Raw genomic sequence first — 16,827 nt, 5'->3', positions numbered from 1 at the left:
TTGCACTACGCGACCACTCGCAAGATTTCTTCGATCGATGTCAAACCCAGGCGGGCCTTCGCCCAGCCGTCTTCGCGGAGGGTGATCATGCCCTGGTCGCGCGCGACGCGGGCGATTTCGGCGCTCGATGACCGGGCGACGGCGAGACGCTCGATCTCCTCAGTCACGGTCATTACCTCATGGACGGCAATTCGTCCGCGGTAGCCAGTCTTAGAACACTGCGTACAGCCGACCGGCTCGTAGATTGTCGGCAAAGGCAGAGCCGGATCGAAAGCAAAACGCAATCGGGTCAGGTCCGCTGCGGTAAGTGCCGACGGTGCCTTGCATTTGTCACACAGGCGCCGGGCAAGCCGCTGGGCAACCACGCAGTCCAAGGCAGACCCGACGAGGAAGGGTTCGATGCCCATCTCGGTAAGCCTGGTGATCGCGCTCGGCGCGTCATTTGTGTGCAGCGTCGACAGGACGAGGTGCCCTGTGAGTGAGGCCTCAATGGCGATCTGCGCAGTCTCGTGGTCGCGGATCTCACCCAGCAGCACGACATCCGGGTCGCTACGCAGGATGGAGCGCAACGCGCTGGCGAAGGTGAGACCCGCCTTCACGTTCACCTGCACCTGATTGATACCCGCCATGCGGTACTCCACTGGGTCCTCGACAGTGATGACGTTAATTTCGGGGCGGGCGACCGCGCCAAGTGTGGTGTACAGGGTGGTGGACTTGCCCGAACCAGTGGGGCCAGTGATCAGAATCATGCCGTACGGCTTGCTGTATGAGGTCTGATACGCCTCGAAGTTGCGCTCGAGCAGCGCCAACGCCCGAACGTCCAGGGTTGTGTTGGAGTTGTCGAGAATTCGCATGACGACTTTCTCTCCCCACACGGTCGGCAGCGTCGCCACCCGCAGGTCGATCTGTCGACCGGCGTGCCGCACGGTCATTCGCCCGTCTTGGGGCTTGCGGCGCTCCGCGATGTCGATGTCGCTCATGATCTTCAGCCGAGAGATGACGCCGTTTTGGATGCTCTTCGGGGCGGTCTGCATCTCGTGCAGCACGCCGTCGATGCGGTAGCGTACCCGCAGGCTGTGCTCACCGGGTTCGATGTGGATGTCGGAGGCGAGGTCCTGAATGGCTTGGCTGACGAGCAGGTTCACGAATCGAACGATCGGAGCGTCGATCTCCGCCGGGTCGGAGACACCGAACGTGGCGCCTTCGGCGGCAGCAGTGGCGTTCTCCTCCTCGAGTGTGGAAGTCAGGTCGCTGAGCTCGCCGTCCGCTCGGTGGTATCGGCTGATGGCCGCGAGCAGATCGGCTCGTTCCGCTACAACCTGGGTGACCCTCATCCCGGAGGCCGCTCGAACATCGTCGACGGCGAAGACATTTCCGGGGTCGACCATGGCCAGTACCAGCCGGTTTCCGTCGATGAGAATCGGCAGTACCTCATGCCGTCGGCAGACCGAGACCGGTACGAGGGCCACGGCCAGCCGATCCACCGGGTAGTCGGTGAGTTCCACGAACGGCAAGTTCGCTTGGGCGGCCCGGGCCTTGGCGAACTGGGCCTCGGAAATGACCCCCTCGGCGACCAGGGCGCGCACCGCGGTCTCGTCGGCGGGATCACCGGCCATAAGCGTGTCCAGAACCTCGATGGGCAGCAGGCCGTGCAAGATCAGGATCTCCGTGATAGTCGCCATGAGAACTTTTTCCTACGGGTGGGGCTGCGCGGAAACGGAGCGCACGCAGCTGGTGAACCAGCGCCCGAATGAGATGACGAATCACGCTATCCCAGACCTCTTCAGGTGGCGAGAACCACCTTCGGGGGCCAGAGTTTTTTTGGCCAGCCAGTCCGGTGCGATCCGGGAAGTCGAAGCCTATCTGTACCTTACCGGCTGAGCCACCGGATGCACGCCAACAGAGGCCGTGAACTGCAGGCTTTCAGGTCGGTCAGGCACCGGCCCAAATCGTATTGACCATGTCGTGGGTGTAGCCATCCGGGCCAGCATTCACCCAGAGGGTGGCCAGCCAGATGCCGCCGCGCAGGAAGTGCGACTGGCCGTAGCGGCCGACGTCGGTGGTGGTTTCGGTGATGCAGCGCAGCCCGTCCAATTCCTCGTAACACTCCATGCCCAGCGCACGGAGGCGGGCCTCGACAGCGGCGGTCTGGTCGGCGGCGACCCACACCACACTGGTGGACACGCCGCTGTCGGACGCCCCGGCGGGGCTGACCCACCGGCAGCTGAGGTGCTCGCTTCCGTTGATGATCGCGCGCAGCTCGGGGTCGTCGGCGCCGTCGCGCACATCGGCGCCGGGCTGGGTGGTCCAGGCCGGGTTGAGTACCAGGTCGCCGAACGCACCGACCATCGTGGGGCTGTAGATCTGCTCGCAGGCGGCCGGCTTGGGGGTGCCAGGTTCGAGCACGGCGGTGGGGGCGCTGACCGCGGCAGCCGCCGCCGGCGCTGCTGGCACGGGCCGGGCGTCGGGGTCCACTGCGGGGGTGGGCACGGGCCGGGGTGAGAAGACCACCCACACCGCGGCCAGCACGACGAAGACGGTCACGATACCGCCCAGGATCAGCAGCACCCACTGTGCTCCGGCCGTGATCGTCGGTGTTCCATGAACGGACATTCGGCCTCCCTGAGCGCAATCCTTCCGGAGGATTTTGCGAACAGCATAGCCCGACGGGGCCAGGGAGGTGCTGGTTAGGCGCCGGCCCAGACGGTGGCGACCATGTCGTGGGTGTAGCCTTCCGGGCCCGCGTTCACGTAGCGGGTGGCCAGCCAGATGCCGTCGCGCAGAAAGTGCGACTGGCCCGCGATGCCCTCGGCACCCTCGGTCGATTCGGCGATGCAGCGGATGCCGCCGAGCTCTTCGTAGCAGTTCAGGCCGTCGCCGAGCAGCCGCTGGTGCACCGCTTCGGACTGCTCGGCCGTGACGAAGACCACGTTGGAGGTGAGGCCGCTACCCGAGCCGCCGTCGGGGTTGCCCCATACGCAGGTGAGGTGCTCTGCGCCCTCGATGAGAACGATGAGTTGTTCGTCGTCGGTGCCGAACAGCACGCCGGAATTGACGTCTTTCTCGGCCCACTCGGGGTTGAGGGTGCCGGTCTCGTTCAGGGTGGAAAGCATGGTGGGGCTGTAGATTGCCTCGCAGCTGGTGGGGCGCGGCCCGGCGGCCACCGCGGGCGCGGCGCTGGCGACGGCCTGCGGCTCGGCGGTTGCGGTGGGCGTGGGGCGGGTGCCCGGCAGGGAGTCGTCGGAGCCGGAAGGAGTGCCCGCTCCCCCGCGCCAGACCACGAGCACCACGATCAAGGCCACGACCAGCAGCACGCCCACCGCGCCGAGGGCGAACCACAGCGGGCGCCGGGACGGTGAACCAGTCGGCAACGTTGCAGCACCCATGGCGGTGACCCCCTTCGAGATTTTCCCCCAGCCTAGCTGGCTGTTTGCCTCCGGGCCGGATGCGGGGCATCATGGGTCGCGAGCCACCGTGTGTTCATGACTCCTTGTTGCGCGACCTAGTCCGCACTGTCTGTCACACGGTGGCTCCTCGCATCCGCTGGTCGCGCTTGTCGGCGACGAGCATAAGGACGAGCGAGTCAGGTGGCGAAGACGACCGCGGGAGAAGCGCTGGGAGTCGGCTTCGAGAAGAGGTAACCCTGGCCGTAGCGGCAGCCCATCGCCTGCAGCAGGTCTCGCTGGTTGGTGGTCTCGATGCCCTCGGCGACCACATCCAGATTGAGGGAGTCCGCCAAACGGAGGATTCCTTCCACTATCGCTCGATCGTGTTCGGACCGTTCGAGGTCGCGGATGAACGACAGGTCGATCTTCAACAGGTCCACGGTGAACTCGCGCAAATGTGTGAACGACGAGTAGCCGGTGCCGAAGTCGTCGATGGCGAGCCGCACTCCGATGGCGCGCAGCTCCTGGAAGGTTCGGGCGGCGGAGTCGATCGCCTCGAGCACGGCGCTCTCGGTGAGCTCCAGCCAGAGCTGGTCAGGGGCCAGACCCGAGTCCCTGAGCGCGCGCTTGACGACAGCGCCGAAGTCGTCCTGCACGAACTGCCGGGCCGAGACGTTCACGCTGACGGCAACGTCGCGCTCCAGTGCGGTCGCCGCGTGGCAGGCCTGGCCCAGCACCGTGGCGCCGATGCCCTTGATCAAGCCGACCTCTTCGGCAATAGCGATGAACTCCCCCGGGGAGATCAGCCCGCGCTCGGGCCGCCGCCAGCGCGCGAGGGCCTCGGTCGCCACGACTCGGTTTTCCTGCAGGTCCACGATGGGCTGGTACCACGTCTCGATCTCGCCCTGAGCGACGGCGTCGCGCAGAGCCAGCTCGGTGTCGAGCCGCTGGTGAATGCGGTAGCGCAGGTCGTCGTCGAAGACCTCGTATCGGGCGCGGCCCCGTCCCTTGGCCAGGTACATCGCCTGATCAGCGTTGCGCAGCAATGACTCGGCGTCGTCATGACCGAGCCCGAATGCTATGCCGATGCTGGCATCCACGGATGCGATCTGGTCACCAAACTGGATCGGCTCTGAGATGGCCTTCTGGAACGCCTCGGCGATCTTATTGACATCCCCGCTGCGGCCGACATCCGGGCAGATGACCACGAATTCGTCCCCACCGATGCGGGACACCGTGTCCGTCGCCCTGGCATGCTGGCGCAGCCGGAGCCCAACCTGCATCAGGACGGCGTCGCCGGCGTGATGGCCGAGGCTGTCGTTGACGAATTTGAATCGGTCGAGGTCGATGAACAACACGGCGACGCCGGTACCGCGACGCGACGCCTGGAGGAGAGCCTGGTTGAGCCGGTCGAGTAGCAGCAGGCGATTGGGCAGGTTTGTCAGCGGATCGTGGAAAGCCAGATGCTCGACCCGGGCTTCGGCCAGGCGCCGGGCGGTGATGTCCTCGAGTTGGTACAGGAACCCGCCGGCCTGCTCACCCTCGTTGATCTCGGCGATGCTGACCTTGACCCAGGTTTCCTCACCGTCGTCGCGTCGCATCCGACGGTCCATGCGGCGGCCCGTCGGGCCGTCGAGTCCGACCGTCGCGGATGCCGCGCCATCACCGGCATTCGCCGGGCTGAACATCGACTCGATGGGCTGATTCACCACCGGGATCAATGACCCGGCCAGGTCGAAGAGCCGCTTGTTCGCCTCGACGACTATTCCGTCCAGGGACACGATGGCTGTTCCGAGCGGCGACGAGGCGAAAGCGGCCTCGAAGCGGGCACTGGCCGCCGATGCCGCGTGTTCGGCAGCGCGCAGCGCGGTCACGTCGGTCACGCTGGCAAGGTGCCCCAACACAACCCTCGCGTCTGTAATCGGGGCGGTGCTCACCTGCACCCAGTTGACCTGGCCGGAGGGAGTGCGGAATCGCATGGTCGTCTCGTAGGCCTCCCCGGCGGCGGCGTACTGGTGCCATTCCTGACGCACTCGGTCGGCGTCGTCGGGGTGCATGGCCGCGACCCAGCCGTCGCGCCGCGACTGGCGCTTCGTGAGCCCGCTCAGCTCGAGCCACTGGTCGTTAGCCGAAATGATTCCGCCCGCAGCATCCAGTTGCACGATGCCAACCGGTGCGATCTTGATCAGCGTGTGGAGCGTGTCCGCCGTCTCCGCCAGCTGCCGGGTGCGAGCGTCAACCGTCTCCTCAAGGGTGTGGTTGGCCTCGGCGAGGGCCTGCATGGCCGCGTCCCGCTGGCGATCGAGGGTGCGCAGCCGGCGCGCCGCGATCCAGGCGAGCCCCGTGCCGAGAACTGTCATGACCGCGATCAGGATGGCGACGCCGAACACCGTGTCGTACCAGCCCAGGCGGCGGCCCGCAAGGTCGGCCAGCCCCAGGACGAACGGGCCGAGGAACAAGACAGGAATGACCGGGCGGAGCAGATGCCCCGCGCTGCCCGGGTCGCCCAACAGCGCGATCAGACCGTTGGCGGGACGCTGCAGCAGGATCGACAACGACAAAATGGCCAGCCCGAGCGCCGAGGGCAAGGCCATGCTCGCGAACCCGCCGACACTGTAGAGCGAGGAGACCCCGTAGGCGTAGCCGAGAATCGCGATCAGGCTGATTATGAGCGTCCCGAAGGCCAGTCCGAGCATCACGCTGGCGCGGGCGAGCCGGCTGGCGACGACGGATGCCCCGAGCAGCAGCAGCGACACCGCCGTGGCCGGCGCCATGCGCGCGGTCTGCCCGTCGAAGTCGATACCCGCAAGCTCGTCAATGCCGAGTGATATCCCGAAGATGTACTCGGCCAGGGTGAGCACACCGATCATGGCAACAGCGAGACCCAGACCCAGGCTGACTCGGCGCCGGTCCAGCATTGCCACGGCAGCAGAGACGAGAATGAAGCCCACTGCGGTCATCGGTTTGATCGTCCACAGGCCGGCGATGGCCCCGGGGATCGCGCCCAGCCCGACGTACCATCCGATCAGGAGGATCACACCGACCGCTCCGGCGACGGCCGCTCCGGTGAGACTGGCCAACCGCATGATGTGCCTCTGCTCCCGATGGGCAGGAGCGCCACTCGTCATGATGATTCTACCGGGCCGACGCTCGTCGCAGGTTCTTAACGCAGAATGGGCCCCTGCCGAAGCGGCGGGCATCCGAAATCACGTTGACGGCGTCCGGGGAAGACCGGTGCCGGCCGGGATCAACTCACGGATGATCACGTTCTCCTTCAGGCCCGTTGGCTGAGGTTGTCCAAACCTGGTGACGTGCATTCAGAGGTCGACTCACGGGGTCTCGACAAGCTCGACCGACGAGATGGGGACGCGCCGGAGGATGGCTCACGGGATCTCGACAAGCTCGATCAACGGTGGGGCGTTAACGGGGAATGGCCCCCTGCCGAAGCAGGGGGCCATCCGGGAATCACACTCGGTTAGTTGTACGTACCGGGGGTGAAGTCGTCCGACGAGAAGCTGTCGAAGTCGACGAAGCTCAGGTCACCCTCGGTGAACGCTGCATCATCGGTGAAGATGCGGTTCGGGTAACGCTCAGCCTTGGCTTCATCCGTTGCCTCGACGTTGACGTCGCGGTAACGGGGAAGACCGGTGCCGGCCGGGATCAACTTACCGATGATCACGTTCTCCTTCAGGCCCATCAGCGGGTCGCTCTTGCCTTCCATGGCCGCCTGGGTCAGAACCCGGGTGGTCTCCTGGAAGGAAGCGGCCGACAGCCACGACTCGGTAGCCAGCGAAGCCTTGGTGATACCCATGACTTCCTGACGAGCCGAAGCCGTCTTCTTGCCCTCGGTGAGCGCGGTGCGGTTGAGCTCGTTGTACTTCAACCGGTCAACGAGCTCGCCCGGCAGCAGGCCGGTGTCGCCGTGCTCCACAACAGTCACCTTGCGAAGCATCTGACGAACGATGACCTCGATGTGCTTGTCGTGAATCGGTACGCCCTGCGAACGGTAGACATCCTGCACGCCACCAACGAGGTGCTTCTGCACCGCACGGACACCCTTGACGCGAAGAACTTCCTTCGGGTCGACGGCGCCGATGATGATCTGCGTGCCGAGCTCTACGTGCTGGCCATCCTCAACGAGGAGGGTCGCGCGCTTGAGCACCGGGTAGGCGATTGCTTCGTCACCGTTGTCGGGGGTCAGGATCACCTTGCGGCTACGATCCGTGTCCTCGATGGTGATGCGGCCAGCAACGTCGACGATCGGCGATGCACCCTTGGGGGTACGCGCCTCGAAGAGCTCCTGCACCCGGGGCAGACCCTGGGTGATGTCGTCTGCGGATGCGGAACCACCGGTGTGGAAGGTACGCATGGTCAGCTGCGTGCCGGGCTCACCGATCGACTGTGCGGCGATGATGCCGACGGCCTCTCCGATGTCCACGAGCAGGCCGGTAGCGAGCGAACGGCCGTAGCAGACCGCACACACACCGACAGCAGACTCGCAGGTCAGCACCGAGCGCACCTTGATGTTCTCGACGCCGGCGGCAACCAGCTTCTCGATCATCACGTCACCGACGTCGTCTCCGGCGTCAGCAACGACCTCACCCTTGGCGTTGACCGCGGGGGCGGCCAGGCTGCGGGCGTAGACCGCGTTCTCCACGTTGGGGTGACGTGAGAGAGCACCGGCGGCGTCGACCGTGGCGATCGGCAGTTCCAGACCCTTGGTCGTACCGCAGTCGTCTTCGCGGATGATGACATCCTGCGAGACGTCGACGAGACGACGCGTGAGGTACCCGGAGTCTGCGGTACGCAGAGCGGTGTCGGCCAGACCCTTACGAGCACCGTGAGTAGCAATGAAGTACTCGGCGACGGACAGGCCTTCGCGGTAGCTCGAGATAATCGGGCGAGGGATGATCTCACCCTTCGGGTTGTTAACCAGACCACGCATACCGGCGATGTTTCGCACCTGCAGCCAGTTACCACGAGCACCAGAGGTGACCATCCGGTTGATCGTGTTGTCGGCCGGGAAGTTCGCCTGCATGGCCGCAGCGACGTCTTCGGTCGCCTTGGTCCAGATCTGGATGAGCTCCTGACGACGCTCGAGGTCGGTCGTGAGACCCTTCTCGAACTGCGACTGAACCTTCGCGGCCATCTTCTCGTAGGTACCGACGATCTCCTTCTTGTTCGGAGGCGTCAGGATGTCGCTGAGCGCGACAGTCACACCGGAGCGGGTGGCCCAGTAGAAGCCGGCGTCCTTGATGCGGTCCAGCGTTGCCGCTACTTCCACCTTCGGGTACCGCTCTGCGAGGTCGTTCACGATGGCCGAGAGGGTGCCCTTGTCGGCAACCTTCTCGAAGTACGGGTAGTCAGCCGGCAGCGCCTCGTTGAAGATTGCGCGGCCCAGCGTGGTGTTCACCAGTACGGTTCCGACGGCCTGACCATCGACCAGCTCAACACCATCGGGCTGAGTGCCCTCGGTGAAGTACAGGTCGCTGATGCGGATGCGCACCTTGGCGTTCAGGTCGAGCGACTTCTGGTCGTGGGCCAGGATGGCCTCCGAGACAGAGGTGAACGCGCGGCCTTCGCCGGTGACGCCGTCCTTGAGCGTGGTCAGGTGGTGCAGACCGATGATCATGTCCTGGGTGGGCAGGGTCACCGGGCGACCGTCAGACGGCTTCAGGATGTTGTTCGAGGCGAGCATCAGGATGCGCGCTTCGGCCTGGGCCTCCATGGACAGCGGCAGGTGCACAGCCATCTGGTCACCGTCGAAGTCGGCGTTGAACGCCGCACAGACGAGGGGGTGCAGCTGGATGGCCTTACCCTCCACGAGCTGAGGTTCGAAGGCCTGGATACCGAGGCGGTGCAGCGTGGGTGCACGGTTCAGCAGAACCGGGCGCTCACGGATGATCTCCTCGAGCACGTCCCACACCTGGGGGCGGCTGCGCTCGACCATGCGCTTGGCGGCCTTGATGTTCTGAGCGTGGCTCAGGTCGATCAGGCGCTTGATCACGAACGGCTTGAAGAGCTCCAGAGCCATCTGCTTGGGCAGACCACACTGGTGCAGCTTCAGCTGCGGGCCGACAATGATGACCGAACGGCCGGAGTAGTCAACGCGCTTACCGAGCAGGTTCTGACGGAACCGACCCTGCTTACCCTTGAGCATGTCGCTCAGGGACTTGAGGGCGCGGTTACCGGTACCCGTGACGGGACGGCCACGACGACCGTTGTCGAAGAGCGCGTCAACGGCCTCCTGCAGCATCCGCTTCTCGTTGTTCACGATGATCTCGGGGGCACCGAGGTCAAGCAGACGACGCAGACGGTTGTTGCGGTTGATCACACGACGGTAGAGGTCGTTGAGGTCGGAGGTCGCGAAACGGCCACCGTCGAGCTGCACCATCGGGCGCAGTTCCGGCGGGATGACCGGCACGACGTCGAGCACCATCGCGGCCGGCGAGTTGCCGGTCATGATGAAGGCGTTGACGACGCGCAGACGCTTGATGGCGCGGATCTTCTTCTGACCCTTGCCCTCGGCGATCTGCAGGTGCAGGTTTTCGCTCTCGGTGACCAGGTCGAAGGCCTCGAGGCGCTTCTTGATGGCCTCGGCGCCCATGAAGGCCTCGAAGTACATGCCGAAGCGGTCCTGGAGCTCGTGGAAGACGGAGTCTTCCGGCTTCAGGTCGCCGACCTTGAGGGTGCGGAAGTCTTCCCAGACACGCTCGAGGTGAGCAATCTGCTCGTCGAGGGCCTTGCGGACCTGCGACATCTCCTTCTCGGCGGCGTCCTTGGTGCGCTTCTTCTGGTCGCTCTTGGCGCCTTCGGCCTCCAGTGCTGCGAGGTCGGTTTCGAGGCGCTGCAGGCGGTCGGCGATGCGGGAGTCGCGGCTGCCTTCGAGGGTCTTGATCTCGAGACGCAGTTCGTTCTCCAGCCCAGGCATGTCCTGGTGGCGACCGTCTTCGTCAACCTCGATGACCATGTAGGCAGCGAAGTAGATGACCTTTTCGAGGTCCTTCGGAGCCATGTCCAGCAGGTAACCGAGACGCGAGGGCACACCCTTGAAGTACCAGATGTGGGTGACCGGGGCGGCGAGTTCGATGTGGCCCATGCGCTCACGGCGCACCGACGACTTCGTGACCTCTACGCCACAGCGCTCACAGACGATGCCTTTGAAGCGCACTCGCTTGTACTTGCCGCACGAGCACTCCCAGTCGCGGGACGGTCCGAAGATCTGCTCTCCGAAGAGACCGTCCTTTTCCGGCTTGAGTGTGCGGTAGTTGATGGTTTCGGGCTTCTTGACCTCACCGTGCGACCAACGACGGATGTCGTCAGCGGTGGCCAGGCCAATGCGAAGCTCGTCAAATGTTGTTACGTCGAGCAATTTCTCTCCTTGGAAAGTTTTCGAGTATTCGTCAGTGGCCTGGTTTAGATGTCGTCGATTGACGACGACTCAAACCGGGTGGAAATGTTGATGCCCAGTTCCTCCGCTGCGCGGAAGACCTCGTCATCCGTGTCGCGCAGGCTGACTGCGGTTCCATCGGCCGAGAGCACCTCGACGTTCAGGCACAGCGACTGCATTTCCTTGATCAGAACCTTGAAGCTCTCGGGGATACCGGGTTCCTGGATGTTCTCGCCCTTAACGATGGCTTCGTACACCTTGACGCGGCCGAGGATGTCGTCCGACTTGATGGTCAGGAGTTCCTGCAGGGCGTAAGCGGCTCCATATGCTTCGAGCGCCCACACCTCCATCTCACCGAAACGCTGTCCACCGAACTGCGCCTTACCACCCAGCGGCTGCTGCGTGATCATGGAGTACGGGCCCGTCGAACGTGCGTGGATCTTGTCGTCGACGAGGTGGTGCAGCTTCAGGATGTACATGTATCCGACCGCGATGGGCATCGGGTACGGCTCGCCGGAGCGACCATCGAACAGCTGCGTCTTTCCAGTCGAGTCGATCAGGCGGTCGCCGTCACGAGTCAGAGTCGTCGAGTCGAGCAGACCGGCGATTTCTTCCTCGAGCGCGCCGTCGAACACCGGGGTCGCGACCTTGGTGTTCGGGGCGGCGCTGTGCGCGGCTTCGGGAAGACGGCCGGCCCACTTGGGCTTACCCTCGACCTGCCAGCCCTGCTTGGCGATCCACCCGAGGTGGGTCTCCAGCACCTGACCGAAGTTCATGCGGCCCGGGATACCCAGCGGGTTCAGGATGATGTCAACCGGGGTTCCGTCGGCGAGGAACGGCATGTCCTCGACCGGCAGGATCTTCGAGATGACACCCTTGTTGCCGTGACGACCGGCGAGCTTGTCACCCTCGGTGATCTTGCGCTTCTGGGCGATGAAGACGACAACACGCTGGTTGACGCCCGAGCCGAGCTCGTCGTCGCCATCCTGCGAGTCGAAAACCTTGACACCGATGATGGTGCCACGCTCACCGTGAGGAACCTTCAGGGAAGTGTCGCGAACTTCGCGGCTCTTCTCGTTGAAGATCGCGCGCAGCAGGCGCTCCTCGGCGGACAGCTCGGTCTCGCCCTTCGGCGTGACCTTGCCCACGAGGATGTCGCCGGGGCGAACCTCGGCGCCGATGCGGATGATGCCACGCTCGTCCAGGTCTGCAAGCAGGTCCGGGGAGACGTTGGGCAGGTCGCGAGTGATCTCTTCCTTGCCCAGCTTGGTGTCGCGCGCATCCACTTCGTACTCTTCGATGTGAATCGAGGAGAGAACGTCGTCCTTCACCAGGTTCTGGCTCAGGATGATGGCGTCCTCGAAGTTGTGACCCTCCCATGACATGAATGCCACGAGGAGGTTCTTTCCGAGTGCGAGCTCACCGTTGTCGGTAGCGGGACCATCGGCGATGACCTCGCCGGCCTCGATACGCTCGCCGGCGTTGACGATGACGCGGTGGTTGTAGCTGGTGCCCTGGTTGGAGCGGCTGAACTTGCGCAGGTAGTAGTCCTGCGTTCCGCCCTCGTCGAGCTGGATGGTGACGACGTCAGCCGACACCTCCATGACCACACCGGACTTCTGTGCGGTGAGCACGTCGCCGGCGTCGATGGCCGCGAAGCCCTCCATACCGGTCCCGACCAGCGGGCTGTCGCTGAGCAGCAGCGGCACAGCCTGACGCTGCATGTTGGCACCCATGAGTGCGCGGTTAGCATCGTCGTGCTCGAGGAAGGGGATGAGCGAGGTCGCGACGGAAACCATCTGGCGCGGCGAGACATCCATGTAGCCGATGTCTTCTGCCGGGAAGAGGTCAACCTCTCCACCCTTCTTACGCGCGAGAACACGGGTCTCGGCGAAGCGGGCGGCCTTGGTCAGCGGGGCGTTGGCCTGCGCGACGATGTACTCGTCTTCCTCACTTGCGGTGAGGTAGTCGATCGTCGTGGAGACGACACCATCGATGACACGACGGTACGGGGTCTCGATGAAACCGAAGGCGTTGATCCGCGCGAACGAGGCGAGCGAACCGATCAGGCCGATGTTCGGGCCTTCCGGGGTTTCAATCGGGCACATGCGGCCGTAGTGCGACGGGTGAACGTCTCGCACCTCGACACCTGCGCGGTCACGGGACAGACCACCCGGGCCCAGCGCGGACAGGCGACGCTTGTGCGTCAGTCCGGCGAGCGGGTTGTTCTGGTCCATGAACTGCGACAGCTGCGACGTACCGAAGAACTCCTTGATCGCGGCGACGACGGGGCGCACGTTGATCAGGGTCTGCGGGGTGATCGCTTCGATGTCCTGCGTGGTCATGCGCTCGCGAACGACGCGCTCCATGCGGGACAGGCCGGTGCGGACCTGGTTCTGGATGAGCTCGCCGACGGCGCGGATACGACGGTTGCCGAAGTGGTCGATGTCGTCGATGTCGATGCGGATGTCGGTCTCGACGCCGTCGCGGGTGCCGCGGATCGTGGTCTGGTTGTCGTGCAGCGCAACCAGGTACTTGATCGTGGCCAGGATGTCCTGGAGCGTGAGAACGGAGTCGGTGAGCGGCGCCTCGAGGCCCAGCTTGCGGTTGATCTTGTAACGACCAACCTTGGCCAGGTCGTAGCGCTTGGAGTTGAAGAAGAAGTTGTCCAGCAGCGCACGCGCGGCCTCGGCGGCGACCTGTTCTCCCGGGCGCAGCTTGCGGTAGATGTCCTTGAGGGCTTCTTCCTTGGTGAGGATGTTGTCCTTCTCGAGGGTGAGCTCGATGGACGCAAAGCCCTTGAACTCCTCGAGGATCTCTTCGGAGGTGAGTCCGAGGGCCTTGAGGAACACCGTGACGGACTGCTTGCGCTTGCGGTCGATGCGAACGCCGACCTGGTCGCGCTTGTCGATCTCGAATTCGAGCCAGGCACCACGGCTCGGGATGACGCGGGCGGAGTAGATGTCCTTGTCGGAGGTCTTCTCCTGTTCGCGGTTGAAGTACACACCGGGCGAACGCACCAGCTGCGACACGACGACACGCTCGGTGCCGTTGATCACGAAGGTGCCCTTGGGGGTCATCAGCGGGAAGTCGCCCATGAACACGGTCTGGGTCTTGATCTCACCGGTGAGGTGGTTCATGAACTCAGCGTTCACATACAGCGGTGCGGAATAGGTCTTGCCCTTTTCCTTGCACTCGTCGATGGTGTACTTCTCCGGCTCGAGCTCCGGGTTGGTGAAGGACAGCTGCATCGTCTCGCTGAGGTCCTCGATCGGCGAGATCTCCTCGAAGATCTCGTCGAGACCGGTGCGAGCGTTCAGGTCGTGACGACCGGCAGCCTGGGCCTCGGCGAGGCGAGCTTTCCAGATGTCGTTTCCGACGAGCCAGTCAAAGCTCTCGGTCTGCAAAGCGAGCAGATCGGGAACCGTGAGGTTGTCAGAAATCTTTGCGAACGAAAGACGGCCAGCAGCTCGTCCGTTCTTGGGTGAATTGGTGGTTGCGTTGCGCGCAGCAGCCAAGGAAGTAACCTCCGTGGACCCCGTCAGGTCTAATCACTGTTAGTAATTTGGTATGGACTCCGCAGATCCTGAGCAGGGATGTCCATCCTTGGATATGAGGACATCCGGCTCAGAAATGTGCTGCAAGGTGGCTTGAGCACGCAAAGCCGACCGCAATATGAAGGCAGAGTTAAATCTGGGAGCGCAAAGGTCAACTATATGCCGTTGTTGCGCCCGTGTCTACTGGAATATTGACCTTCGCCAAATTCTCAGGTATAACCCGGTTTCACCGGCCGGCTGGAGCGGCGGGCGGGGTGTTGAGTTGCTCCATTGTGCCTCATCCGGCAGCGTCCTGCTGCGGCCGTCGAGCGCGTGTCGTCGGTATCGCGCAGCCATCCGCTCCGGGCGTGGTCGCCGACTTGCCAGTTGGCGCCGTGTGGCGGGCCCTGAAGGGGCGTCAAGTGGCACCTCACCGCAGGGGCCGGTGGTGAATTGCCAGTTGGCGCCCGCCGCTGGCCCCTGTGGGGGCGTCAACTGGCAACTCAGCTCAGCGACGGCCGCATCGTGGCTCCCGATTTGCCGCAAAGTGCCCCTTCCGGGCCAGCTAAGGCTGCATTTGGCACAAGTCGGCGCACGGATGCGCGGGGCTGTCAGACTGGGGGGATGAGCAGGGGCGAGCACGAACATCCGACGATCACACTGAAACTGAGCGGGCACCAGGCCGTCATCGAGCCGGACCGGTTCACGCCGGGCAGCTACCAGCTGGTGGTGGACGGCACCCCGCAGTCGCACGTGAACATCGACAACCCCGACGAGTTGTTCTTCGAGTACATCCAGCGCATCGGGCACGTCATCGACCTGATCGGCGACCCTGGCGAGGCCATCACGGCCGTGCACCTCGGCGCCGGCGCGCTCACCCTGCCCCGCTATGTGGAGGCGACCCGGCCCGGCTCCCGCCAGCAGGTGGTGGAGATCGAGAGCGACCTCATCGACTTCGTACGCGCCGAACTGCCCTGGGACAAGCGCGCCAACCTGCGGGTGCGGCACGGTGACGCCCGCGAGGTGCTGGGCAAGTTGCCCGCTGGGCTGCACGGCTCGGTGGACCTCGTGGTCGTCGACATCTTCTCGGGCGCCCGCACCCCGGCGCACGTGACCAGCCGGGAGTTCTACGAGCTGGCCGCTCCGCTGCTGTCGCCGCGCGGTGTGCTCGCGGTGAACGTGGCGGATGGGCCGGGCCTCGCGTTCGCCCGCAGCCAGGCCGCCACGCTGTCGGCCGTGTTCGGGCACGTCATCGGCCTCGCCGAGACGCAGGTGCTCAAGGGGCGCCGGTTCGGCAACATCGTCTTCGTGGCCGCGCACACCCCGCTCGACCTGCACTGGGTGCCGCGCCTGCTGGCCGGCGGCCCGCATCCGGCCAAGGTCGTCGAGGGCGCCGAGCTGGCCCAGTTCATGTCGGCCGCGTCGGTGTCCACGGATGCTACCGCCACGCCGTCGCCGCTGCCCGGCCGCACCGTGTTCCAGATCGGCAACTGAGCGCCCTCGCTCACGGTTCTCAGGACCAGGCCAGCGCGCTAGCGGCTGAGCCGGATGGTGTCCCCCAGCGTTGCCGTGCCCTCCGCATCGGGCCGGTAGTACTGGAGCACGAACTCATCGGCCGTCGCCTCGATCACGCTCGCCCCGGTCCCCTCCAGGCAGAGCCGACTTCCCTCTCGCAGTTCGACGGGACACACCCGGGTGTTGGCCGTACCCCCGATGCCGGCTGTGAGGTAGTGCAGACCATCGACCACGACGTCCTCATAGATGTGCTGATGGCCCGCGATGACAATATCGGCCCCCCACCCGGCGTAGTCCCAGCCAGCGGTGGGCCGCATCTCCCGGTTGTCTTCGTGGACGCCGGAGGTGTAGGCGGGGCGGTGGAACAGCACCACGTTCCAGGCATCCGGTCGCTCGGCACGCTGGTCAGTGAGTGTTTCCTTCAACCAGCCCCGCTGGATCTCCAACTCCTCTGGGGTGGTCTCGCTGTCCAGCACGATCAGGGTAACGTCGCCGACATCCTGTGTGTACCAGCGCTGCTGCTCGTCGGCGGCCGTGCTGAGGTACGGGAAGGCCGCACGATAGGCGTCGAGGCCGGCACCCACATCGGAGTAGTCGTGGTTGCCGAGCGTGGGCCACAGAGGTGGCGCGCCCCGCCCGCCCTCGCCTTGCTCGAAGTAGCCCCAGACCGATTCGGCATACGGAGTGCAGTCGACTTCGTTCTGGGTGTTGTCTCCGGCGGTCACGATGGCGTCAACGCCCCAGGAGGCGACCTGATCCGCCGTCCATTGTTCTCCGGCGTCGCACGTCCCGAAGTCGGAGATCAGCGCCAACCGGGTCGGCGGTGGCGGAGACGGTTCGATGCTTTCGGAGGGTCTCGGGTCGGAATTGGCCGGGGGAACGAATACGCATCCGGCCAGGACGAGAACAGCAGCCGCGGAGGCGACCACGCCCGCCACTGTGCGGCGGGCGCTTCGGCCATCCACTGCTCTCGTCTTCCGAGTCCTCACGTGTGACAGAC

The 16,827-nt window shown here is 64.8% G+C and carries 8 protein-coding genes; 1 reads left to right on the top strand and 7 read right to left on the bottom strand.

Annotation, left to right across the window (positions count from 1 at the left end):
- Nucleotides 1-5: 5 nt before the first annotated feature.
- The 6 genes from E3O60_RS07270 to rpoB form a co-directional block, all read right to left on the bottom strand.
- The gene (locus tag E3O60_RS07270; RefSeq protein WP_134497636.1) at nt 6-1,682 is read right to left on the bottom strand and encodes a GspE/PulE family protein; all 1,677 of its coding nucleotides are present in this window, start codon (nt 1,680-1,682) and stop codon (nt 6-8) included.
- A gap of 250 nt (nt 1,683-1,932) precedes the next feature.
- Nucleotides 1,933-2,613 carry a hypothetical protein gene (locus tag E3O60_RS07265; RefSeq protein ID WP_134408160.1) on the bottom strand — a complete coding sequence of 227 codons (681 nt, stop codon included), beginning with the start codon at nt 2,611-2,613 and terminating at the stop codon, nt 1,933-1,935.
- A gap of 74 nt (nt 2,614-2,687) precedes the next feature.
- The gene (locus tag E3O60_RS07260) at nt 2,688-3,386 is read right to left on the bottom strand and encodes a hypothetical protein (protein ID WP_134497634.1); all 699 of its coding nucleotides are present in this window, start codon (nt 3,384-3,386) and stop codon (nt 2,688-2,690) included.
- Between the two features lie 197 nt (nt 3,387-3,583).
- Nucleotides 3,584-6,472, bottom strand: coding sequence for an EAL domain-containing protein (locus tag E3O60_RS07255; protein ID WP_166788967.1), 2,889 nt, complete (start codon nt 6,470-6,472; stop codon nt 3,584-3,586).
- Nucleotides 6,473-6,861: 389 nt separating this feature from the next.
- A complete protein-coding gene (locus tag E3O60_RS07250; protein ID WP_088457226.1) occupies nt 6,862-10,758 on the bottom strand; it encodes a DNA-directed RNA polymerase subunit beta' in 3,897 nt (1,298 codons plus the stop codon).
- 44 nt (nt 10,759-10,802) lie between these two features.
- Nucleotides 10,803-14,294 (bottom strand): DNA-directed RNA polymerase subunit beta, encoded by a 3,492-nt coding sequence (rpoB, locus tag E3O60_RS07245; protein WP_103429995.1) that lies wholly within the window; start codon nt 14,292-14,294, stop codon nt 10,803-10,805.
- Between the two features lie 642 nt (nt 14,295-14,936).
- On the opposite strand from rpoB, the gene E3O60_RS07240 reads away from it, so the two are divergent.
- On the top strand, nt 14,937-15,806 hold the full coding sequence (locus E3O60_RS07240; RefSeq protein WP_088457228.1) for a spermidine synthase: 870 nt from the start codon (nt 14,937-14,939) through the stop codon (nt 15,804-15,806).
- Nucleotides 15,807-15,844: 38 nt separating this feature from the next.
- Here E3O60_RS07240 and E3O60_RS07235 read toward each other — a convergent pair whose 3' ends face one another.
- On the bottom strand, nt 15,845-16,756 hold the full coding sequence (locus E3O60_RS07235; RefSeq protein ID WP_166788966.1) for a metallophosphoesterase: 912 nt from the start codon (nt 16,754-16,756) through the stop codon (nt 15,845-15,847).
- Nucleotides 16,757-16,827 lie beyond the last annotated feature (71 nt).

Origin of the sequence: Cryobacterium sp. TMB1-7 (assembly GCF_004402435.1) — a bacterium.
GTDB classification, from domain to species: domain Bacteria; phylum Actinomycetota; class Actinomycetes; order Actinomycetales; family Microbacteriaceae; genus Cryobacterium; species Cryobacterium zongtaii.
Note: the sequence above shows the minus strand (reverse complement) of the source record. Positions and strands in the feature narration are given on the sequence as shown.